General features: G+C 64.4%; 21 protein-coding genes. 14 read left to right on the top strand and 7 right to left on the bottom strand.

Annotated elements, in window-relative coordinates; genetic code table 11:
- Positions 1-34 precede the first annotated feature (34 nt).
- Both ACOKS3_RS11975 and ACOKS3_RS11980 read left to right on the top strand, forming a co-directional pair.
- A complete protein-coding gene (locus ACOKS3_RS11975; RefSeq protein WP_422763059.1) occupies positions 35-1,144 on the top strand; it encodes an amidase in 1,110 nt (369 codons plus the stop codon).
- 7 nt (positions 1,145-1,151) lie between these two features.
- A complete protein-coding gene (locus ACOKS3_RS11980) occupies positions 1,152-1,673 on the top strand; it encodes a nuclear transport factor 2 family protein (RefSeq protein WP_103446928.1) in 522 nt (173 codons plus the stop codon).
- A gap of 306 nt (positions 1,674-1,979) precedes the next feature.
- Here the strand turns inward: ACOKS3_RS11980 and ACOKS3_RS11985 are convergent, their stop codons facing one another.
- From ACOKS3_RS11985 to ACOKS3_RS12000, 4 genes are all read right to left on the bottom strand, one after another.
- On the bottom strand, positions 1,980-3,311 hold the full coding sequence (locus ACOKS3_RS11985) for an alginate export family protein (RefSeq protein WP_422763060.1): 1,332 nt from the start codon (positions 3,309-3,311) through the stop codon (positions 1,980-1,982).
- A gap of 181 nt (positions 3,312-3,492) precedes the next feature.
- Positions 3,493-4,407 (bottom strand): transcriptional regulator FeaR, encoded by a 915-nt coding sequence (feaR, locus tag ACOKS3_RS11990; RefSeq protein WP_422763061.1) that lies wholly within the window; start codon positions 4,405-4,407, stop codon positions 3,493-3,495.
- A 261-nt stretch (positions 4,408-4,668) separates the two neighbouring features.
- Complete coding sequence (gene mrdA / locus ACOKS3_RS11995) at positions 4,669-6,561, bottom strand: penicillin-binding protein 2 (protein WP_103446930.1); 1,893 nt, start codon at positions 6,559-6,561, stop codon at positions 4,669-4,671.
- 220 nt (positions 6,562-6,781) lie between these two features.
- Positions 6,782-7,423 (bottom strand): cupin domain-containing protein, encoded by a 642-nt coding sequence (locus ACOKS3_RS12000; protein ID WP_422763062.1) that lies wholly within the window; start codon positions 7,421-7,423, stop codon positions 6,782-6,784.
- A gap of 123 nt (positions 7,424-7,546) precedes the next feature.
- Here ACOKS3_RS12000 and ACOKS3_RS12005 point away from each other — a divergent pair, with 123 nt between their 5' ends.
- Positions 7,547-8,425 (top strand): DMT family transporter, encoded by an 879-nt coding sequence (locus ACOKS3_RS12005; protein ID WP_422763063.1) that lies wholly within the window; start codon positions 7,547-7,549, stop codon positions 8,423-8,425.
- Here ACOKS3_RS12005 and ACOKS3_RS12010 read toward each other — a convergent pair.
- From ACOKS3_RS12010 to ACOKS3_RS12020, 3 genes are all read right to left on the bottom strand, one after another.
- Complete coding sequence (locus ACOKS3_RS12010) at positions 8,422-9,141, bottom strand: TorF family putative porin (RefSeq protein WP_103446932.1); 720 nt, start codon at positions 9,139-9,141, stop codon at positions 8,422-8,424. The genes ACOKS3_RS12005 and ACOKS3_RS12010 overlap by 4 nt on opposite strands.
- Before the next feature lie 104 nt (positions 9,142-9,245).
- Positions 9,246-9,629: a VOC family protein gene (locus ACOKS3_RS12015; protein WP_103446933.1), complete on the bottom strand. Its 384-nt coding sequence runs from the start codon at positions 9,627-9,629 to the stop codon at positions 9,246-9,248.
- Between the two features lie 78 nt (positions 9,630-9,707).
- Positions 9,708-9,959, bottom strand: a complete 252-nt coding sequence (locus tag ACOKS3_RS12020) for a hypothetical protein (RefSeq protein WP_422763064.1) — start codon at positions 9,957-9,959, stop codon at positions 9,708-9,710.
- 221 nt (positions 9,960-10,180) lie between these two features.
- On the opposite strand from ACOKS3_RS12020, the gene ACOKS3_RS12025 reads away from it, so the two are divergent.
- The 11 genes from ACOKS3_RS12025 (at position 10,181) to ACOKS3_RS12075 (ending at position 20,943) form a co-directional block, all read left to right on the top strand.
- Positions 10,181-11,644 carry a DUF3300 domain-containing protein gene (locus ACOKS3_RS12025; protein WP_103446935.1) on the top strand — a complete coding sequence of 488 codons (1,464 nt, stop codon included), beginning with the start codon at positions 10,181-10,183 and terminating at the stop codon, positions 11,642-11,644.
- A complete protein-coding gene (locus tag ACOKS3_RS12030; protein WP_103446936.1) occupies positions 11,641-12,537 on the top strand; it encodes a DUF2950 domain-containing protein in 897 nt (298 codons plus the stop codon). The genes ACOKS3_RS12025 and ACOKS3_RS12030 overlap by 4 nt, the downstream gene beginning before the upstream one ends.
- 239 nt (positions 12,538-12,776) lie before the next feature.
- The gene (gene codB / locus ACOKS3_RS12035) at positions 12,777-14,042 is read left to right on the top strand and encodes a cytosine permease (RefSeq protein ID WP_103446937.1); all 1,266 of its coding nucleotides are present in this window, start codon (positions 12,777-12,779) and stop codon (positions 14,040-14,042) included.
- Entirely contained in the window at positions 14,039-15,256 is a 1,218-nt protein-coding gene (locus ACOKS3_RS12040) for a PucR family transcriptional regulator (RefSeq protein WP_103446938.1), read from the top strand. The genes codB and ACOKS3_RS12040 overlap by 4 nt, the downstream gene beginning before the upstream one ends.
- A 4-nt stretch (positions 15,257-15,260) precedes the next feature.
- Positions 15,261-16,502, top strand: coding sequence for a cytosine deaminase (gene codA, locus ACOKS3_RS12045; protein ID WP_103446939.1), 1,242 nt, complete (start codon positions 15,261-15,263; stop codon positions 16,500-16,502).
- A gap of 91 nt (positions 16,503-16,593) precedes the next feature.
- The gene (gene arfB / locus ACOKS3_RS12050) at positions 16,594-17,007 is read left to right on the top strand and encodes an alternative ribosome rescue aminoacyl-tRNA hydrolase ArfB (protein ID WP_422763065.1); all 414 of its coding nucleotides are present in this window, start codon (positions 16,594-16,596) and stop codon (positions 17,005-17,007) included.
- Positions 17,008-17,105: 98 nt separating this feature from the next.
- A complete protein-coding gene (locus ACOKS3_RS12055; protein ID WP_422763066.1) occupies positions 17,106-17,870 on the top strand; it encodes a COG4705 family protein in 765 nt (254 codons plus the stop codon).
- Positions 17,871-17,886: 16 nt separating this feature from the next.
- Positions 17,887-18,297, top strand: coding sequence for a hypothetical protein (locus tag ACOKS3_RS12060; protein ID WP_422763067.1), 411 nt, complete (start codon positions 17,887-17,889; stop codon positions 18,295-18,297).
- Positions 18,298-18,364: 67 nt separating this feature from the next.
- Positions 18,365-19,030, top strand: a complete 666-nt coding sequence (locus ACOKS3_RS12065) for a response regulator (RefSeq protein ID WP_422763068.1) — start codon at positions 18,365-18,367, stop codon at positions 19,028-19,030.
- Positions 19,006-20,358 carry a sensor histidine kinase gene (locus ACOKS3_RS12070; protein ID WP_422763069.1) on the top strand — a complete coding sequence of 451 codons (1,353 nt, stop codon included), beginning with the start codon at positions 19,006-19,008 and terminating at the stop codon, positions 20,356-20,358. The genes ACOKS3_RS12065 and ACOKS3_RS12070 overlap by 25 nt, the downstream gene beginning before the upstream one ends.
- Positions 20,359-20,721: 363 nt before the next feature.
- Entirely contained in the window at positions 20,722-20,943 is a 222-nt protein-coding gene (locus tag ACOKS3_RS12075) for a co-regulatory protein PtrA N-terminal domain-containing protein (RefSeq protein ID WP_422763070.1), read from the top strand.
- Positions 20,944-20,951 lie beyond the last annotated feature (8 nt).

Here is a 20,951-nt window from a genome sequence, read left to right on the forward strand (position 1 = left end):
TCCGGCATCCATTCTTGAAAAGGGCTCCACGAAAATGACAATCATAGTAGAAACCCTTGATCTGGGCGGCAGCGGCCCCCGGGTCGTGGTCAAGGACACCATCGACGTCGCTGGTACCGCGACCCGCGCCAGCAGCCAGGCGCTGGAGCACGCACCGCTGGCCGAACGGCATGCCGAAGTGGTCAGCCACTTGCTGGCCAACGGCGCGCGCCTGACCGGCAAGGTCAGCCTGCATGAACTGGCGTTCGGCACCACCGGCATCAACCACTACACCGGCACGGCGGCCAACCCACGCTTCCCCGGGCGCATTCCGGGTGGCTCGTCCAGTGGCTCGGCAGCAGCGGTGGCTGCCGGCCTGGCTGACTTCAGCCTGGGTACGGACACCGGTGGCTCGGTGCGTATACCGGCCTGCTGCTGCGGCGTGTTCGGCCTCAAGCCGACCTTTGGCCGGGTCAGCCGCAAAGGCGTAATGCCGGCACACACCAGCCTCGACTGCATCGGCCCGTTTGCCGCGAGCCTGCCAATGCTGGTGCGGGCGATGACCCTGATCGACCCGACCTTCACCCCGGCGCAGGTCCCGGCCAGGGCCCGTATCGGCGTGCTGCGGGTCACCGCCGAAGCGGCGATCCACAAAGTGGTGCAGGGTGCCCTGACGGCCAGCGGCCTGCCCCTGGGCAATGTCGAACTCAAGCATTTCGGTGCGGCCTACGAGGCTGGCATGGTGGTGATCAACCGCGAGACCTTCGCCGGTTGCGGCCACCTGCTGGAAACCGGCAAGGTCGGCGCCGATATCGCCGGGCGCCTGACAGCAGCCGGGCAGACCACCGACACGGCGCTGGCCGAAGCCGAAGAAGTGCGCCGACGCTTCACTGCGGAAGTCGACCAGGCCCTGGCCAGCTACGATGTGCTGGCGTTGCCGACCATGCCGGACTTCCCGCTGCGCCTGGAAGACGCCGCCGATACCCGTGCCGTGCTGGGCATGACCTCGCTGGTGCGGCCATTCAACCTGTCGGGGCACCCGGCCCTGAGCATCCCGCTGGGCAGCGAAGCCGGCCTGCCGGTCGGCCTGCAACTGGTGGCGGCCAAGGGCGCCGACGAGAAGCTGCTGGCCGTGGCCGAGCGTTTGCTGCTGAACCTGTACTGAGGTGGCGATGACCGATATCCATGAACTGCAGGCCCGCCTGCAACGCTTTGAAGACCAGCAGGCCATCCGCGTGTGCATCAACCGCTACATGGAACTGTGCGACCAGCTCGACGCCAGCACACCGCTGGACGAGCTGGCCGGCCTGTTCACCCGCGAGGCCCTGTGGGAAGGCAAGGGCGCCAAGTATGCCGCGAGCTTTGGCGGCTACCGGGGGCGTGAGGCGATCCGGGCGATGTTCGCCACCTACATGAAGACCCCGGCGCACTTTGCCTTGAACGTGCACTTCCTGACCAGTGAGGTCATCGAGGTGGACGGCGGGCAGGGGTTGGGGCGCTGGGTGATGCTGCAGACCAGCACCTTTGCCGATGGTACCTCGCACTTGAATGCGGCGCGCCTGACGGTGCGTTTTGCGCAGGAAGAAGGGCAGTGGCGGATGGCGCATTTCCAGACCGAGAACCTGTTCAGTCGGCCGGTGACGGCCTGGAACAGTGAGGCGCCGTTGCCGGTGCCTGAGCGGTCGGTGCGTTGACGCAGCCGGGTGTATGACTTGGGTTTTGTAGGGGGGCATAGATCGAGCGCCGCCCGCGCGGCGCATCGCGAGCTTTGCTCGCTCCTACGTTTGTTTCGGGCCAATATCTCCTGTGGATTTTGCGCGCGAACGCCTTGGCGCATGCCTCGATATCGCGTCGTACCAACAAGGCGGTCGCGCGCGCCTGCCACAGGCGTTACTGGCCAGAAACAAACGTAGGAGCGAGCGCAGCTCGCGATGCGCCGCGCGAGCGGCGCTCGATCTACGCCGCCCTACAACTCTCAAGCGCACACAAGCGAACAAGCCTCAGAAGGTACTGACGAACACCACCTGGCTGTAGAGGTTGCGGTTGTCATTGCCAAGCTGCGTGCCACCTTGCTCGGCACTGTGATCCGGCTGGTACAGGCCCACCAGCGGCACGATCATCAGGTGATCATTGATTGTCCACTCCGCATACAGATCCACTTCATGCCCGTCGGCATTGCCCAGGCTGCGGTCGATGGTGTCGAAGTCGAAGCCCAGGATCCCGACCTTGAGCGACTGGGTCGGGCTCACCGTCAGCCCCACTTTCTGAATGCGCGCATTGCTGTTGAACGGCCCGGCATAGTTGCCGGCCACTTCACCCTGGAACCAGGTGCCCAGGCCGCGGCCCAGCCCGTAGAACAAGGTGTCATAGCCTTCGGAGAAGCGGCTGTAGCGGTAGCTGAGGTTCGGTTGCCACGGCACGTCGGCGAAGGTCCAGCCGGCTTCCAGGTACCAGGCATCCTCGGTGGCGGTGTGCGGTTTGTCCTGCTTGGCGTACTCGCCGGACAGGAACAGGTTCTCTACCCCGGCATTGCCCTGGCCTCGCAGGCTGTAGGTCTTCATGCCGTCGCGTTCCAGCTGCTGCGGCGAGGCAAACGCTTTATCTACGTGGGTGGTGTCGATGTAGGTCAGGCCGACCGTGCCGGCATCGGCCACGTGCTCCAGGGTGGCAACGTGCATTTCGGTCTTGGCCTGGGCGCGGTTGTCTGACTGCAGCCACATCAGGTCGCTGCGCCAGCCCTGCTTGCCGCCCAGGCGCAGCACGGCGGTCTTGTCGAAGCTCTTGCGCGCCGCCAGGTAGTAGGCGCCGCCGCGGTTGAACTGGCCATCGGCCAGGCCGTGGCCCACGTTGAGCGAGTCGCCCTGGATCAGGAAGCCATCACCGACCGCGACCGTCTGCTTGCCGAACGACAGGTCGATGCCGTCCTGGCCCAGCGCTGGCACCAGATTGCCGGACTTCCAGCCCAGGTAGGCATCCTCGATCTTGGTGGTGCGTTCGCTGCCGTCACTGAAGCCGGCGGCGTCGCCATCGCCCCAGGTGCCGGAGCTGAGCAGGGCGAAGGCGCCGTAAAGCGAGCCGTTGCCAGCCACGCGCTGATCGCCGCTCAATCCGTATTTGATGTAGCCCTCGCGCCACGAGATGGAGCCGGGCTGGTCGCGGGCGATGGCGTAGCTTTCTTCACTGTGGAACACACCGAACACGGCCTCCACATTGGCATTGAGGTGGCGCTCGTCATCGCCGTAGAGCTCCTGGGCTGACGCCTCCAGCGAGGCTCCCGCCAGGACTGCGGCGAGGACCGCGGCCAGGGTGAGACGGAACGGACGGTGGTGCATGGTCTGGCTTCCTTTGTTATGGGTTTGGCAGAAGTTCCGAAGACATGCCAAGGATCATGCAGGAAGCCCGGGGGCCGGCTTTTGTGCTGGCTGCCAGTTGGTTTGGGTGCTGTGCCAAGGTGACAGCAGCGCGCCAATGCAGGAGGCCCCGTTGCGGGGCCAGCTGTGTTTACTCGGTTTGTCAGTTGGCGTGGCGCTTGCGGTACTCGCCGGGAGTCATGCCGAAGCGGCCCTTGAACGCGGTGCTGAAGTAGCTGGAGTCGGAAAAGCCCCAGGCGTAGCCCAGCGACGAGACTTTCTGGTCCATGGCCGGGTTGCGCAGGCTTTCGGCGCAGAAGTCCAGGCGGCGGTTGCGGATGTACTGGGCGATGACCAGCTCGTGCTTGGCAAAGATGCGGTACAGGCTGCGCATCGAGATGCCCACTCCACGGGCGATGAACTCCGGGCAGAGGCCTTCGCAAGTGATGTTCTGGTCGATCAGTGCCAAGGCCTTGCGGAACATGCGCTCGTGGCTGCCCGGTATTGCGTCCTGGGCAATGGCGGGGCGCAACACGGTGACCAGGGCATCCAGCACCGCCTGGCTTTCGTGGTTGGCCATGTGCTGGGTGCGGCCGGCTTCGAGCATCATCTGCCGGGCGATGCTGGCCAGGGGCGTGGTGGCCTCGATCCGCCTGGCGCAGGCCACGCCGACGCCACGGGTGCCGCTTTGCACCTGGCTGCGCGGCAGGATCAGCGACAGCTGGCGCGAGCGCTGGTGGAAGTGCATGTCCAGCGGGGTGCTGGCATCGATCAGGGTCAGGTCGCCGGCCTGCAGTTCGATACAGGCGTCCTGGTGCTCGATGCGCGAGGTGCCGGCCATCTGCAGCACGGCATAGTAGTGGTCGGCACTGCTCGCGCGGATTTCCCGCTGGCCACGGAACAGGTTGACCTGGGTCATGTCGACGATGCTCATGGATATCTGGCCCACCTGGCACTTTTCCAGCTGGCCGATGAAACCGGGGTCGAGCTTGCGGCCGTTGAAATGGCCGCAGGCTTCATTGACCTGGCTCAGCCAGGCCTGGAAGTGGTCGTCGGAAACGCGGCTTGCAGGGGTCATGGATGCCTCACGCAGTAGAACTTGGCGCGGATCGCTCGGGCGAACTCTTGGTCTTAGGGCTTGCATTACAAATCACTTGAATATTCAAGCAAAAAGCAGGCCTGGAGACCTCCGCGATTATCCTGACTACGAGGTAAGGCATTGATAAAAATAGATTAATTGGTGCGTTTTGGTCGCTTGGAGCGCACCCGTCATGCGGCAAGCGCCCTGATGGCGCTTCGAAATGTAGCAATTTGAGACCGCAGTGTTTCCACCTGCGCCTCAGGTGTGTGGCACTGCCTTGGCCGCCGGCGTGCCGGCAAACTGAGGCTTCAGATGGCCCTGCTCATCGAGCAGATAGGCATCCATGACTTCGCGCACCACCGGCCCGGCAACGCGGCCGCCGGCCTCGCCGTTCTCGATCATCACCGCCACCACCATGCTCGGGTGGTCGGCCGGGGCGAAACCGACGAACAGGGCGTTGTCGCGGTGTCGCTCGAGGGTCTTGTTGCGGTTGTAGCGCTCACCTTGCTTGATCGCCACCACCTGCGCCGTGCCGCTCTTGCCGGCGATGCGGTACTGTGAGCCGGCCGCAGCGGCGCGGGCGATGCCGCGCGGGTCGTGCATGACCATCTGCATGCCGACGTTGACCTGGTCCCAGGCGTGCTTGTCGCGCAGCACGATGTCGGGCATCGGGTTGGGGTCGACCGGGGTTTCGCCACCCACGGTCATGGCCAGGTGTGGGCGATGCCACACGCCCTTGCTGGCCAGCAGGCTGGTGGCTTGGGCCAGCTGCAGCGGGGTGACCTGCATATAGCCCTGGCCGATGCCGAGGATCAGCGTCTCGCCCGGGAACCAGGCCTGGCGGCGGGTAGCGCGCTTCCACGCTTGCGAAGGCATCAGCCCGGGCGCTTCCTCGAACATGTCCAGCGAGACCTTCTGGCCCAGGCCGAACTCGGCCATGTAGTCGTGCAGGCGGTCGATGCCGAGCTTGTGCGCCAGGTCGTAGAAGTAGGTGTCGTTGGAACGCATGATGGCGGTGTACATGTCCACCCAGCCATCGCCGCTGTGGTTCCAGTTGCGGTACTTGTGGTCGTAGTTGGGCAGCTCGTAGTAGCCCGGGTCGAACACCCGGCTGCCCGGGGTGATCACGCCACTGTCGAGGCCGGCAATGGCCACTTCCGGCTTGACCGTCGAGCCGGGTGCATACAGGCCGCGCAGCACGCGGTTGAACAGGGGGCGGTCGATAGAGTCGCGCAGTGCGGCGTACTGCTTGAAGCTGATGCCCTTGACGAACAGGTTGGGGTCGAAGCTCGGGTTGCTGACCATCGCCAGCACGTCGCCGTTGGCCGGGTCGAGCACCACCACCGAGCCACGGCGGTCGCCCAGGGCCTTTTCGGCGGCCACCTGCAGGTGCGAGTCAATGCTGAGGACGATGTCCTTGCCGGGGATCGGGTCCTTGTGGTTGAGCACGCGCATCACTCGGCCCTGGGCGTTGGTTTCCACTTCTTCGTAGCCGACGTGGCCGTGCAGCTGGGCTTCGTAGAAGTGCTCGATGCCGGTCTTGCCGATGGACTGGGTGCCACGGTATTCGGTGCTGTCGAGGGTCTTGGCTTCTTTTTCGTTGATGCGCCCGACGTAGCCGACCGAGTGGGCGAAGTGTTCGGCCAGCGGGTATTCGCGGATGAACTGCGGTTCGACGTCCAGGCCGGGCAGGCGGAACTGGTTGACCGCGATCAGGGCGATCTGCTCTTCGGTCAGGCCGACCATCAGGGTGACTGGCTCGAACGGTTTGCGGCCGCGGCGCAGGTCTTTGTCGAACTGCTTGCGGTCGTCTTCGCCGAGGCTGAGGATCTCGGCCAGGCTGTCGAGCACCTTGGCCGAGTCACCGGCGCGCTCGCGGGTCATGGTCAGGTCGAAGCTGGGCTTGTTGTCGGCCAGCACCACGCCGTTGCGGTCGTAGATCAGCCCGCGCTCTGGGGCGATGGGCAGGATATGCACGCGGTTGTTTTCCGAAACCGCGCTCTGCTGGTCGTGCTGCAGCACCTGCAGCACGTAAAGGCGGCCCACGAGGACGGCGCACAGGCTGAACACCAGGGCGGCGCAGGCCAGGAGCCGGCGGTTGACCAGGTGTTTTTCCTTTTCGTGGTCCTTGAGGGGGATCGGTTGCGGCATGGGGGCTCTGTGTAGGAGCGGGCTTGTCCCGCGATTGGGCCGCCTAGCGGCCCCAGGGCCGGCGATGCTACGCAACCCGGCCCCGCGCCTCAAGGCATGCGCGACCCGCCCACAGCCCCGGATCGCGCATCCCCCCCACCATCAGGGCGTTAACGGCCAACGTGAAGATTTGTTCATGTGCTTTCAGAATCAGGGCTGAAGCAGCTGAACCAGCGCAAGATCAGAGGCCCAGGGTGAGTGCTGCGTCCTTGATCCAGAAACGAGCACCCTGAGCGCCGACGCTTGCCTGCAAGGGCGTGCCTGCCGGCAGGCGCATCCAGCTCAGCGGCTGGAGGCTGAAGTTCGCGCCGTCCAGGCTGCCTTGCAGAAGCAGACATTCCAGTCCACGCGGATTGTCCAGATGGACAGTGGCGCCGGGTTGCACGTGCTTCAGATACACCTGTTCATGGGTGTTCGAAAACAGCAGTTGATCGCCCAGCGCCGATAACGTTGCGACCAGCTGTTGGCCATCTTCAGGATGAAACTGCTGCAGGCGAACAAAGATCGTGCAGCCCTCGCCAGACCGTGGCGCGTGAGCACTACCAGGCGGGTTGCGCACATAGCTGCCCGCGGGGTACTGGCCGCGCTCATCTTCGAACACACCTTCCAGGACCACAAATTCCTCGCCGCCAGGATGCTGGTGAGCGTTGAAATGACTGCCGGGTGCATAGCGCACCAGGCTGGTGGCGCGGGCCTTCTCGCCACCGATGCGAAACAGCGGGCGCCGCTCGACGCCGGGCAGCGGGCTGGCCAGCCAGGGCAGGTCGGCACTGTGCATGACGGCGGGCAAGGTCAGGTCGGCGTTCAGGCGGTCCGGAAGCATGGCGGTTTTCCTGGTATTGAAAGGCCGGGACAGGTACCCACCTATGATCAGCTGTTGTGAGATCTCGATAAAGCCTCTAAAACACTCACAAACAAGAATTTCTATCTCAGAGGTGTCAACACCATGAGTGTCCGCAGCACCGCCATCGCCGGTCAAGGCAACAAATTCTGGCTCTGGCCGGCGCTGTTCAGCCTGGTGGCCTTCGCCGCCAACTCGATCTTCTGCCGCCTGGCCCTGCGCGATGGGGCGATCGATGCCGAGTCGTTCACCGTGGTGCGGCTGGCCAGCGGTGCGGTGTTTCTGCTCCTGCTGATTCGCCTGCGCAAGCGGGGCATGGCCCTGGGGGGGTGCTGGAAGGGCGGGCTGGCGTTGTACCTCTATGCCTACCTGTTTTCCGTGGCCTACCTGCAGTTGGGGGCCGGCGTCGGTGCCCTGGTGCTGTTCGGTGCTGTACAGATCACCATGTTCGCCGTCGCCTGGCTCAGGGGCGAACGCCTCAGCGCACGTACCTTGCTGGGCATGCTCATCGCGTTTGCCGGCCTGGTCCTGCTGCTGTTGCCCGGTGCTGAAGCGCCCCCGCTGCTAAGTGCCCTGGTGATGGCGGCATCCGGCGTGGCCTGGGGCGCCTATTCGCTGCTGGGTAAAGGTTCGCCCAATCCGCTGGCCGACACCGCCGGCAACTTCGTCCGCAGTCTGCCCCTGCTACTGGTGCTTGGCGTGGTCATGCTGGCACTGGCGCGCACCCACGTCAGCCCGGCAGGGTTGTTGTATGCCCTGGCCTCTGGGGTGCTGGCCTCCGGCGCGGGATATGCGGTGTGGTACGGGGTGGTGAAGCAGGTCAGTGCCCAGCAGGCGGCGACGATGCAGCTCAGTGTGCCGGTCATCGCCGCGCTGGGCGGGGTGGTGCTGATCGGCGAGCCGATGTCGCTGCGCCTGCTGCTCGCCTCGCTGGTGGTGCTCGGTGGCGTGGCACTGGCGCTGCTACCAGTCAGGACACGTTAGAAGAAGCTGCGCTGGGCCTTGAGGGTGACCATGCTTTCGCAGTAGGTGTTGATGCCGGCATAGGCGTCGCAGCCGCTGCCGCTGAGGTCAGAGTTGCTGTATATCAGGTTGAGGTCGATGCCCAGCCATGGCCGCGACAGCTCCAGCGACCAGTCGGAAAACCCGTTGATCTGGCTGCCATCACCGATGGTGAAGGGGGTGCCCAAGCGGTGGTGGGCGAGCTTGACGGTCAGGTCGACATCGAACAACGGCAATTGGCCAAAGTCGGCGAACAGCGTGCCGGTGCGGTTGTCCGGGTTGTCGCGCCAGGCGCCGCCGAAACGGCTGCCCAGTACCGAGATGCCGCCGTACAGGGCAAAGCTGTCGGCGCCGGCGATATTCGGCTGGCTGTAATGGATCAGGCCCACTTCGTAGCCCAGGGTGCTGTCGAAGTGGTGCTTGTAGCCGGTGTAGCTGTCCAGGCGCAGGGTCGAGTCGGGCGTCACGCCCATGCTCGGCGCGTACTGGCCGAGGTACCAGCCGTTGGGATGGCTGAGGTCGATGCCGCCGTGGAAGGTGCCCACCGCACTCGGCGAGATCAGCCCCTGGGCCATGCTGCGCGAGGGTGTGGTGCCGAGCTTGAAGTCGAAAGCGCCCAGTTGGCGCTGGATCTGTTGCGCGTGCAATGGCGGGCTCGCGAGGAGGGCCAGCGTCAGCAACAGCAAGGGCCTGGTCATGGTCACCGTCCTGGAAGGCTTGCGCTTGAGCAGCTGAGGATACCTGTGTTGGCCGCCAGGAGGCTACCGGCGGTGGCCATTACTCGACCATTGGTCAGGGCAGTTCATACCCCGAGTGGTTCGGCGATTTCGATCAGATTCAGGTCAGGGTCACGCACGTACACCGAGCGGATCGGGCCGGTTGCACCAGTGCGTGCAACGGGGCCTTCGATGATTGGCCACTGCACCTTCTGCAGGTGAGCGATCACCTGTTCCAGGCTTACCTGGCTGATGAAGCACAGATCCAGAGCGCCGGGTACCGGTAAATGTGCTTTGGGCTCGAACTCATGGCCGCGTACATGGATATTGATTTTCTGGTTGCCGTAACGCAGCGCCAGGCGGTTATTGCCGAAAGTTTCCAGCTGCATGCCCAGCACACGCGTGTAGAAATCGGTGCAGGCTTCGACATCGGTGGTGGTGAGGACCAAATGGTCCAGGTGATCGATCATTGGCCAGCCTCGGTGACAGGGACTGAAGGCGATCAGTCCGGCCAGGGCCATGATAGTGCGCTGATCCGGTCTTTCAACTCAGCCTTTGATCGCAGGCTGAGCCTCGGCGACATCAGTGACCGCCTGCTGGCTGGTGGAGCGCTCGATGACGCGTTTGCGCAGCTCGTATTCGTCCAGTGACAGGCTCTGGCGCTGGATGGACTCGAGTTGCAACTGGCGGGTTTCTTCGGCGGTGTAGGGGCGCAGTTCAGGGTGGCTGGCGCAACCGGTGAGCACGGTGATCGCGGTGGCAGAGAGTGCAGCGAGCAGCAGGCGGGCTGTGGTGTTCATCGGGGGAAGCTCCAGGATTCGGGCGGTGGGAATCGATGGGGCTAGGTTATTGATTGCTGACGATGGGTAGAAATTGGTGGTGTCGATAGTGACTATTGAGGCTTCTGCAAGTCGCAGCGCAGTGGTTGAAAGCTGACCCTTTGCTACCCTTATCGCACGGCGTCGACTGCCCGCGTTGCAAGTCTTTCATTTCACGTATCTTGACCAGATGGGGAACTGCGATGCGCCTGCCATTGTTATGCGTCCTGTCGTTGGTGTTGTGCCTTGACGGTGTTACCAGCCTGGCGTTGGCCGACGACCCGCCAGCACCTGACCCGGCACCTGCCGAAGCCAAGCAGGCGGTGTTCAACCAGGAGCAGCTCGACCAGATGCTCGCACCGATTGCCCTGTATCCCGATGCGCTGTTGGCCCAGGTGCTGATGGCTTCGACTTATCCGGGCGAGGTGACCGAGGCGGTGGCCTGGTCCAAGGCCAACCCCAAGGCCCAGGGCGATGATGCGGTCAAGCAGGTGGCCAAGCAGACCTGGGACCCGAGCGTGCAGGCACTGGTGGCGTTCCCGCAGGTGCTGGTGGTGCTCGGCCAGGATCCGGTCTGGGTCCAGCGGTTGGGGGATGCCTTCCTGGCGCAACCCGATGACGTCATGGCCGGCGTACAGCGCTTGCGCCATCAAGCCCAGGCGGCTGGCAACCTGACCAGCAACCAGTACCAGAACGTCACGGTGCAGGCTGCGCCCGCAGCGGCTCCGGCTCCGGCCAACTCGGGCGGTTCGCAGGCCGCACCTGCCAGCAGCTCTTCAACCAGCACCATCATCATTCAGCCGGCCGACCCGCAGGTGGTGTACGTACCCACCTACAATCCGACCACCACTTACGGCACCTGGGCCTATCCGGCCTCGCCACCGGTGTATTACCCGCCGTCGCCGATGTACTACGCGGGCACCGCGCTGATGGCCGGGTTGGCGTTCGGCGCCGGTGTGGCAATCGTCAACTCGCTCTGGGGCGATTGCGACTGGGGGCACGGTGACGTCGATATCAACGTCAATCGCTACAACAACATCAACGCCAACAACCGCATCACCAACAACCAGAACAAGTGGCAGCACAATGCCGCACACCGTGATGGCGTCCCGTACCGCGATAACCGCAGCCGCCAGCAGTACGGTCGCCAGCTCGACGGAGCAACCCAGCGCGCCGCGTTCCGCGGCGATGATGCCCAGCGCACCCAGGCGCGTGACCGCGCCAGGGCCTCGATGGACCGTGCAGGTATCGAGCGCCCGGCCACCAGTAACCGCGAAGCCCTCAACAGTGCGCGCGAAGCCCGGGCCGAAGGCGGCGTGGGCAACCGCATGCAAGGCGGCGCGAACAACGTGCGCCCCGCCGATCGCCGCACAGAACCGCGCAATACCCGTGACAACCAGCAGGCGCGCAACCAGCTCGAGCAGCGCCGCCAGGGTGAAGGCCAGGCCAGGCAGGCCGTGCAGAACCGCTCGGGCAACAGTACAGGCAGGGCCCGCAACAATGCCTTCGACGGGGTACGTTCACCGTCGCGCACCGTGGCCCAGGCCAACCGTGGTCGTACCAGCCAGTCGTTCGCCCAGCGGCCCAACGCCTCGCGCGCAGCGGGGCATCAGATATCCCGGCCCAGTGCGCCGGCGCGTCGCGGTGGTGGAGGTGGCCGTCGATGAACAACAAGACAACGATTGCTGCGTTGCTGATCGGCCTGGGCCTGGCCTGGGCAAACTTGGTCACGGCGCAGGAAGCATTCCCGACCCCCGATAAAGCGGTCGAAGCGTTCGTCCAGGCGCTGGGCGTCGAGCATGCCGACGAAGCGCGCCTGGGGCAGTTGCTCGGTGATGACTGGCGCACCTACATACCACGTGGCGGTGTGCAACGCAGTGATGTCGATACCTTCCTGGCGCAGTACAAGGCCGAGCATCAGATCGACAAGCAGGGCGACAACAAGGCCATCCTCGCCGTGGGCCCCGATCACTGGACCTTGCCCATTCCGCTCACCAAGGCGACCAACGGCTGGCGCTTCGACCTCAAGGCCGGCAGTGCCGAAATCCGCGCCCGGCGCATCGGCCGCAACGAACTGGCCGCCTTGCAGTCGGTGCTCGCCTATCACGATGCACAGATGGACTACGCCTCGAAGGACCGCAACGGCAACGGCGCGCTGGAATATGCCCAGCAGATCTTCAGCACGCCCGGCAAGCATGACGGGCTGTTCTGGGAAGATGAAGAGGGCGGCGAAGTCAGCCCGCTGGGGCCGCTGTTCGGCAACGATGTGGTGGGTGATGCCTGGTACGGCTACCACTTCCACATCCTCGATGCCCAGGGCCCGTCGGCACCAGGTGGCGCCTACAGCTACCTGATCGGCAACCAGATGAGCCGTGGCTTCGCCCTGGTCGCCTGGCCGGCGAAATACAACGACAGTGGTGTCATGAGCTTCATGATCAGCCACGACGGCCAGGTGTTCGAAAAGGACCTGGGGCCGCAGGGCGACAAGATTGCCAAGGCCATGAAGCGCTTTGACCCGGATGACAGCTGGAAAGAAGTAGACGTCAACGCCAGCGAATGACGGCCAGCGCGCGCACCGCCGGCTGGGTGAAAACTACCCAGTGCTGTTCCGCTTTGGTGCGCGTGCGCCTCAAAACAGGTCTTGACGCACAGATTGCATTCTTCAAGTCGATAAAAAGTGTGCAGAGCGAACAGGGATGGTTGTGCCGGTTGCCCGCAAATTTTCCGTTTTTCGCGGTTAGCAAAAGCGGCTCGCATATTGCTCCCCCTAGTCGCAACGACAACCCGGAGCACCGTGCCATGAGCTCACCTACCGAATTTCCGCTATGCGAAGCCCCGCCATCGTCGCGCAAGGGGCTGCTGCCCATTGCCATGGTGCTGTTCAGCTTTACCTTCTTCACCGGCACCATGTTCGCTGGCGGCAAGCTGGGCATGGCCTTCAACTTCGTCGACATGCTGTGGGTCGCCGCCATCGGCAACACGCTGCTGGCGTTGTACGCTGCGGCCCTGGCCTTCATCGCCTCGCGCAGTGGCTTGAACACCGTACTGATGGGGCGCTTTTGTTTCGGCGAGGCGGGCAGCCGGCTTTCCGACTTTATCCTGGGCTTCGCCGAGCTGGGCTGGTACGCCTGGGGCACCGCGACCGTGGCGATCGTGTTAGTCAAGTTGCTGGGCTTGGCGGGCGGGTTCACCGTACCGCTGATGGTGCTTTTCGGCCTGGGCTTCAGCATCACCGCGATCATCGGCTTCAAGGGCCTGGACTTGCTGTCGCGGGTGTCGGTGCCGCTGATGTTCGCGCTGCTGCTGGTGTCGATGTACATCGCCACCGCCGATGCCGGGGGCTTTGCCGGCCTTGCGGCAGTGGTACCCCACGAAACCATGACCTTCTCGGCAGCGGTGACCATGGTTTTCGGCACCTTCGCCAGCGGGGCCACCCAGGCCACCAACTGGACCCGGCTGTCGCGCAGCGGGCGGGTGGCGGTAGTGGCCAGCATCGTTGCCTTTTTGCTCGGCAACGGCCTGATGGTCGTCGCCGGGGCATGGTGCGCGATGGTCTACCAGCAGGCCGACATCGTCGAAGTGATGATGCTGCAAGGCCTGTCGTTCGCGGCGGTGGTGATGCTCTGCCTGAACCTCTGGACCATTCAGGGGCCGACCATCTACAACGTCTCGGCAGCTGCCTGCCACTTGCTGCGCAGCGAGCGCCGACGCACCGCCACGCTGGTCGCGGCAGCCGTGGGTATCGTGCTGGCGATCGGCGGCATGTATGAAATGCTGATCCCGTTTCTGGTGCTGTTGGGCTCGATCATTCCGCCTGTGGGCGGGGTGATCATGGCCGACTTCTGGTATCGCCACCGCGGCAAGTACCCGGCGCTGGCCTCGGTGCAGCTGCCGCGCTACAACCTCCTGGGCCTTGGGGCCTATGCGCTGGGTGCGGTGCTGGCCTATGCCTCGCCGTGGGTCGCGCCACTGGTGGGTATTGGCGCCTCGGCCCTGTGCTACATCGTCCTGCTTGAAATCAGCGGCCGGCGCCGGGCGCTGGGCCAGGCGGGCGTCGAGCCGTGAGCCTGGCGCTGGACGAGATCCTGCACTTGCCGGGCCTGCAGGAGATGACCGTGCGCGCCGGTGCACGCAACCTGCAGCGGCGGGTGCGCTGGCCTTACGTGGCGGAGAACGAAGGCATCGCCGAGTGGGTAATGGGCGGCGAACTGGTGTTCGTCACCGGCATCAACCACCCGCGTGGCGAGGCCAACCTGCTGAGCCTGGTCGAGGACGGCGAGGCGGTGGGCATTGCCGGGATGGTGATCCTCACGGGCGGCACCTTCATCCAGACCATCCCGCCGGCAGTGATCGCCCGTGCCGAACAATTGGGCCTGCCATTGATCGAGCAGCCCTATGCCCTGAAGATGGTGATCGTTACTCACCTGATCGGCACGGCCCTGGTGCAGATGAGCCAGGTGCGCCGGTCGCGTAACGACATCCTCGGCCAGTTGCTCAGCGGCGATTACCCGAGCCTGGCCATTGTCCGCCAGCGTGCGGCGCACCTTGAACTGGCACTGGATGAGCCGCGTCGCGTGGTGGCGCTGCGTTTGCTGCACGTTGAGCCGTTGTTCGAGCGCCATGGCCTGGCCGAGGGCGAGCGCCTCTGGCAGGCTACCCGCCAGGCCCTGGAAGACCGGCTCGAATCCTGGTGTCGCGAACGACCGGGGACGGTCACCGCGCAACTGCCAGGCGACCTGCAGGTGCTGCTGCTGGTGGATGCCGCCGACTTGCCGATGTGCTTGGCCACACTGCACCGACAACTGAGCGCGGTGGTGGGCGAGCTGGCGCTGTACATGGGCCTGTCGAGCCTGGCTGCCGATTGCGCACACTACCGCCAGGCGCTCAGCGAGGCGCGACAGGCCCTGGAGGTGGCGCAGCACCTGCACCCGGCCAACGGCTTCTGCGATTTCAGCGAGCTGGGTGTGCTGCGCCTGCTGCAAGGCATCGTCGACCGTTCGCTGATCGATGACTTTGTCGCCCAGACCCTGGGCCCGCTGATCACCCCTGGGCGCAAGCAGCCGCATGTACTGGTGCATACCCTCGACGCCCTGCTCAAGGAAAACGGCAACGGCCTCAAGGCAGCCCAGCGCCTGGGCCTGCACCGCAACACCATCAACCAGCGCATTCAACGCATCGAACAACTGAGCGGGCAGTCCCTCGACGACCCGCTGTTTCGCATGAACGCTTCTGTCGCCATGCTTGTGTGGCGCATGAACGAAGACCACGGTAAGGAGTAACGCCATGAACATCATCAACGCCCGCCTGCGTGGCAAGAACGGTCTGTTCCGCATCGAACTGGACGGCGAGCGCATCGCCGCCATCGCGCCACAGGCCGACCTGGCCGCGCCGGCCAGCCCGGAAGACCTGGACGCCCAGCAGAACCTGGTGGTGGCGCCCTTCGTCGAGCCGCACATCCACCTCGACGCCACCCTCACTGCCGGTGAGCCGAAGTGGAACATGAGCGGCACCTTGTTCGAAGGCATCGAGCGCTGGGCCGAACGCAAGGCAATCACCACCCACGACGACATCAAGACCCGCGCCAAGAAAACCATCGGCATGCTGGTGGATCATGGCATCCAGCACGTGCGCACCCATGTCGACGTCACCGACCCCAAGCTCATCGCGCTCAAGGCCATGGTCGAGGTGCGCGAGGAAGTGCGCCATCTGATCGACCTGCAGATCGTCGCCTTCCCCCAGGAGGGCATCGAGTCGTACGCCAATGGCCGGGCGTTGATGACCGAGGCGGTGGCCATGGGCGCCGACGTGGTCGGCGGCATTCCGCATTTCGAGAACACCCGCGACCAGGGCGTGTCGTCGATCAAGTTCCTGATGGACCTGGCCGAACGTACCGGCTGCCTGGTGGACGTGCATTGCGATGAAACCGACGACCCGCAGTCGCGCTTTCTCGAAGTGCTGGCCGAAGAGGCACGGGTGCGCGGCATGGGCGCACGGGTGACCGCCAGCCATACCACGGCCATGGGCTCGTACGACAATGCCTACTGCTCCAAGCTGTTCCGCCTGCTGAAGATGTCGGGCATCAACTTCGTCTCGTGCCCCACCGAAAGCATCCACCTGCAGGGTCGCTTCGACAGCTACCCCAAGCGCCGCGGGCTGACCCGCGTGGCCGAAATCGACCGCGCCGGGATGAACGTGTGCTTCGGCCAGGACTCCATCGTCGACCCGTGGTACCCGCTGGGCAATGGCAATATCCTGCGCATTCTCGAAGCCGGGCTGCACATCTGCCACATGCTCGGCTACGAAGACCTGCAACGCAGCCTGGACCTGATCACCGATAACAGTGCCCGCACCCTCAACCTTGGCGAGCGATATGGCATCGAGGTCGGCCGGCCGGCCAACCTGCTGCTGCTGTCGGCGCCGGATGACTACGAGATGGTCCGCAGCCAGGGCCATGCGCTGGTGTCGGTGCGCAACGGCAAGGTGTTGATGCGCCGCACGCCAGCGCAGGTCGAACGCTTTGCCTGACAGTTTGCGCGAGCGGCAATCAAGCACGCATTGGTGAAATACACGAGCGGCAAAGCCTGTGATAATGGAGGGGAATCACAAGGGCCACGCCATGCTGACCATCTCCAATAACGTGCATCTGCCCGATGCCGAAATCGAACTGAGCTACATCCGCGCGCAGGGCGCCGGTGGGCAGAATGTCAACAAGGTGTCCAGCGCCGTGCACCTGCGCTTCGACATTCCCGCTTCGTCGCTGCCCGCGTTCTACAAGGAGCGGCTGCTGGCGCTGCGGGACAGTCGCATCACCGCCGACGGCGTGTTGATCATCAAGGCCCAGCAGTATCGAACCCAGGAGCAGAACCGCGCTGACGCACTGGCGCGCCTTGCCGAGTTGATCATCACGGCCGGCAAGACCGAGAAGAAGCGCCGCCCCACCAAGCCGACCCTCGGCTCGAAGACCCGCCGCCTCGAAGGCAAAGCCAGGCGCAGCACGGTCAAGGCGGGCCGGGGCAAGGTGGATTTCTAGACTTTCCAAGCCTGCTCGCAGGACCCTCAGGCTCACCTAAGTTTTCATCCGTAACCTCCGCTGCACACACCCTGAAGGGACTGTAGGAGGTACACCCGATGAACACTGCCAGCAGCGGTTGGCTCAATAAGGTACCGGAAGTGACACTGTCCTTCTGGATCATCAAGATTATGTCCACCACGGTCGGCGAGACCTTCGCCGACTTTCTCGCAGTCGATGTCGGCTGGGGGCTAGCCATCACCAGTGCGGTAATGGCCGTGCTTCTGGCTGGCGCCTTGACCCTGCAAATGCGCAAGCGCAACTGCGAGCCCTGGATCTACTGGCTGTGCGTGGTGCTGGTGAGCATCCTGGGCACGCAGATCACCGACATCCTCACCGATGAGCTGGACATCAGCCTGTACGCCAGCACGGCGTTCTTCTCGGTGCTGCTGGTGGCCAACTTCGGCATCTGGTACGCGGTCGAACGCAACCTGTCCATTCGCGAGATCGTCAGCGCCCGGCGTGAAGGCTTCTACTGGGCCACTGTGCTGTGCACCTTCGCCCTGGGCACTGCGGGGGGTGATCTGGCAACCGAGGCGCTGGGGCTGGGCTTCGGTATAGGCAGCGTCATCTTCGCCGCGCTGATCGGGGTCTGCCTGCTCGCCTGGGTCCTGGGCGCCAGCACGGTACTGGTGTTCTGGGTGGCCTACATCCTGACACGCCCGCTGGGGGCTTCCCTGGGGGACTTGCTGACCCAATCCCATGAGTACGGTGGCCTCGGCATGGGTGCCACCTGGACCAGCGCGATCTTCCTTTGCGTCATTTTCATCCTGGTCTGTGCGGCCCAGTTCGCCGCCAGCCAATCCAAACGAATTACCCCTTGATAGCGAGGCCGCACCCATGATCTCCAACACTTTGCTCAAAACGCTGGCCGTTGCCTGTGTCGCAGGCGCACTGCTGGTCACCCAAGGCTGTTCCAAACCGGATGAGCCGGCCCAGGCCGCAGGCATCCATGCCCCGACCAAACTGGGTGACCTCAGCGCATTCCGCACCATTGCCGTGGATGTCGCCGCCAAGGTGGATGCCCAGGACCTGCCGGGCGCCAAGGCACGTATCAGGGACCTGGAAAAGACCTGGGACGACGCCGAGGCCGGCATCAAGCCGCGTGCCGCCAGTGACTGGCACGTGCTGGACAAGGCGATCGACCACGCCCTGGATGCGCTGCGGTCCAGCCAGCCACAGCAGGGCGAGTGCAAGGCCGCAATGAGCAATCTGCTCAAAGCGTTCGACACATTGCAGGGCCAGGGTTGAAGATTGCCTGTCGGCCACCGGCCGGTCGCGCTATCGTTGGCGCCACAGGTTCACAGCGGGGAAGCCCATGCGGGTATTACTGGTCGAGGATGACGGCATGATCGCCCAGGCGCTGCAGGACGCCCTGGGTGCGGCGGGGTACGCCGTGGACTGGGTCGACAATGGCCTGTTGGCCGAGGCCGCCTTGCGTACGCAACATTACGACCAGGTACTGCTCGACCTGGGTTTGCCCGGGCAGGACGGCCTGCAGTTGCTGCAGGCGCTGCGTGCAGCCGACAACCCGGTGCCGCTGCTGATCATCACCGCACGCTCGGGGCTGGATGACCGGGTGTGCGGGCTGGATGGCGGGGCGGACGACTTTCTGCAAAAGCCTTTCGAGATGGCTGAACTGCTGGCCCGGATGCGCGCCGTCATGCGCCGCAAGGGCGGGCGCGCAGCGCCTGAACTGGGCAATGGGACGCTGAGCCTGGACCCGGTCAGCAAATGCGCACGTATTCTGGATCAGCAGCCCGTGCAGCTTTCCAACCGCGAGTTTGCCTTGCTCCAGGCCTTGCTGGTGCGCCCCGGCGCGATCCTCTCGCGCAATGAACTGGAAGACCGGATCTACGGCTGGGGCAACGAGGTCGAAAGCAACGCCGTGGAGTTCATCATCCATGCGCTGCGCCGCAAGCTGGGCAAGGACGTGATCCGCAATATCAGGGGGCTGGGATGGATGGTCTCAAAGGACGCCTGAAACAGTCGCTGCAACTGCGCCTGTCAGTGGCGCTGTCGGTCGCGATCCTGCTGGTGGCGGCCATGAGCGGGACGTTCAGCTACCTCACCGCCTACGATGAAGCGCTCGACCTGCAAGACAACAGCCTGCACCAGGTGGCCGCGTTATACATGCGCCAAGGCCTGGCGTTCCGCTACCCGGACAGCGCGCACGCGGCACCTGCGGACGATGAAGAGACCCGTATCGTCATCCAGTACCTGGCTGACGGCCAAGCGGTCAGCCATGCCGATGACAGCCAGCTGCCATTGCCCATACCAGGCTCGGTGGCGGAAGGCCTGTCGACGGTGGTGGTGGGCAATGAGCCTTTTCGCGTGCTGGTCAGGACTGACGCGGCAGGCAGACGCTTTGCCGTGGCGCAGGAGATCGACAGCCGCAATCGCGACGCGCGCAACAGCGCCTGGCGTGCGCTGCTGCCCTTTGCAATCCTTTTCCCCATCCTGTTGCTGGTGGTGGCCAACCTGATCCGTGAGCTGTTCAGGCCGGTCTCGACCTTGGCGGCCATGCTCGACACCCGCGACGACCAGGACTTGCGCCCGATCGATGAGCACTTGCTGGCCACCGAGATTCGCCCGTTCGTCCAGGCGATCAACCGGCTGCTCGGGCGCGTATCGCGGACCCTTGAAGGCCAGAAGCGCTTTGTCGCCGATGCGGCCCATGAGCTGCGTACACCGCTTACCGCGCTGTCTCTGCAGGCGGAGGGGCTCGAACAGGAAGCCATGTCGGAGCGTGCTCAGCTGCAAGTGGCCAAGCTGCGGCGCGGCATCGGCAGGAGTCGCAAGCTGGTCGAGCAGTTGTTGGCATTGGCCAGCGCGCAACTGGCCGATCCGTCGCCAGGCTCGGTGTCGCTGCATGAAACCTGTCGCCTGGTGCTGGAGGACTTGATGCCCTTAGCAGAGCAGAAGGAGCTCGACATCGGCCTGGAAGGTGACGATGCGCAACTGCCGATGCAGGAAGTCGAACTGCGGACCGTGATCAAGAACCTGGTTGAAAACGCCATTCGTCACGCGCCAGAGGGTGGGCATGTAGACCTGCAAGCGGAGCAGAGCGCTGAATGGACCGTGCTGACCGTGCGTGATGATGGCCCTGGAATTCCCCCTGAGGAGTGGGAGCGCATATTCGATCCCTTCTACCGTGGCAACGAGAAACGCGGGGAGGGCGCCGGCCTTGGGCTTTCGATCGTGCGGGCTATCGTTCAACGCACTGGCGGCGAGGTCACGGCAGGTTACGCGGACGAGGCCGGGCAGACCGGCTGGCGCGTTTGCTTGCGTTGGCGGGTTGCTGACGATTGAGCCCTGGAGCACGGCCAGAGTGAATCAGAAATCCACGGTTGCAGAGAGCAGCAGCTAGCGTGGTGCACTTTGCGATAACGCCCGTAAGACGCGACACCTGACCAGTAGGCAGTGTCGAAGAGGTTCTGCACGGTGGCGCGGAATGTGCTCGGGTGGTAGCCCAAACGGGTGCCATAGCGCGCGCCGGCTCATCACGGCATCGGCTGACCTGGAGCGATACCCGGAACCTCGCTGTGAAGGATTGCACTTGCGGATACCTGTCAGAAAGTTCAGGAAGTGACGAAGAGGCTGCGAGGTAAGGCGTCGTAATCTGGCCGGGCTGGAAAACAACCCCCCTTGATCCAACCTCAACAGGTATTGCACGTGAAAACACTCATCACCGGTTTGGTAACGGCCACGCTCTTGACCGCTTCGCTGACGGCGTTCGCCGAAGGCGGCGGTGACAACGTGGCCGCGCACATGGATGCCGCCCGCCAACGCTCGATCGAGCATCTGCGCCAGGTGGTCAAGGCCCGCGCCGCCGACCACATACAGGCCGGGCAGCAAGCACAGCTCAAGGTCGATCCCGCCCAGGATCAAGGTTGATGCCGGGC

It is taken from the genome of Pseudomonas sp. HS6-2, from assembly GCF_049325675.2.
In the GTDB taxonomy this organism is placed as follows: Bacteria; Pseudomonadota; Gammaproteobacteria; order Pseudomonadales; family Pseudomonadaceae; genus Aquipseudomonas; species Aquipseudomonas putida_N.

Bases quoted from the DNA above. Each gene is read 5' to 3' on its own strand.
- ACOKS3_RS11975 (WP_422763059.1), top strand. From the start codon at position 35: ATGACAATCATAGTAGAAACCCTTGATCTGGGCGGCAGCGGCCCCCGG.
- ACOKS3_RS12055 (WP_422763066.1), top strand. From the start codon at position 17,106: ATGAACACTGCCAGCAGCGGTTGGCTCAATAAGGTACCGGAAGTGACA.
- ACOKS3_RS12065 (WP_422763068.1), top strand. From the start codon at position 18,365: ATGCGGGTATTACTGGTCGAGGATGACGGCATGATCGCCCAGGCGCTG.
- ACOKS3_RS12060 (WP_422763067.1), top strand. From the start codon at position 17,887: ATGATCTCCAACACTTTGCTCAAAACGCTGGCCGTTGCCTGTGTCGCA.
- ACOKS3_RS12000 (WP_422763062.1), bottom strand. From the start codon at position 7,423: ATGCTTCCGGACCGCCTGAACGCCGACCTGACCTTGCCCGCCGTCATG.
- arfB (WP_422763065.1), top strand. From the start codon at position 16,594: ATGCTGACCATCTCCAATAACGTGCATCTGCCCGATGCCGAAATCGAA.
- ACOKS3_RS11980 (WP_103446928.1), top strand. From the start codon at position 1,152: ATGACCGATATCCATGAACTGCAGGCCCGCCTGCAACGCTTTGAAGAC.
- mrdA (WP_103446930.1), bottom strand. From the start codon at position 6,561: ATGCCGCAACCGATCCCCCTCAAGGACCACGAAAAGGAAAAACACCTG.
- ACOKS3_RS12030 (WP_103446936.1), top strand. From the start codon at position 11,641: ATGAACAACAAGACAACGATTGCTGCGTTGCTGATCGGCCTGGGCCTG.
- ACOKS3_RS12020 (WP_422763064.1), bottom strand. From the start codon at position 9,959: ATGAACACCACAGCCCGCCTGCTGCTCGCTGCACTCTCTGCCACCGCG.
- ACOKS3_RS12025 (WP_103446935.1), top strand. From the start codon at position 10,181: ATGCGCCTGCCATTGTTATGCGTCCTGTCGTTGGTGTTGTGCCTTGAC.
- codB (WP_103446937.1), top strand. From the start codon at position 12,777: ATGAGCTCACCTACCGAATTTCCGCTATGCGAAGCCCCGCCATCGTCG.
- ACOKS3_RS12070 (WP_422763069.1), top strand. From the start codon at position 19,006: ATGGATGGTCTCAAAGGACGCCTGAAACAGTCGCTGCAACTGCGCCTG.
- ACOKS3_RS12015 (WP_103446933.1), bottom strand. From the start codon at position 9,629: ATGATCGATCACCTGGACCATTTGGTCCTCACCACCACCGATGTCGAA.
- feaR (WP_422763061.1), bottom strand. From the start codon at position 4,407: ATGACCCCTGCAAGCCGCGTTTCCGACGACCACTTCCAGGCCTGGCTG.
- ACOKS3_RS11985 (WP_422763060.1), bottom strand. From the start codon at position 3,311: ATGCACCACCGTCCGTTCCGTCTCACCCTGGCCGCGGTCCTCGCCGCA.
- ACOKS3_RS12010 (WP_103446932.1), bottom strand. From the start codon at position 9,141: ATGACCAGGCCCTTGCTGTTGCTGACGCTGGCCCTCCTCGCGAGCCCG.
- codA (WP_103446939.1), top strand. From the start codon at position 15,261: ATGAACATCATCAACGCCCGCCTGCGTGGCAAGAACGGTCTGTTCCGC.
- ACOKS3_RS12005 (WP_422763063.1), top strand. From the start codon at position 7,547: ATGAGTGTCCGCAGCACCGCCATCGCCGGTCAAGGCAACAAATTCTGG.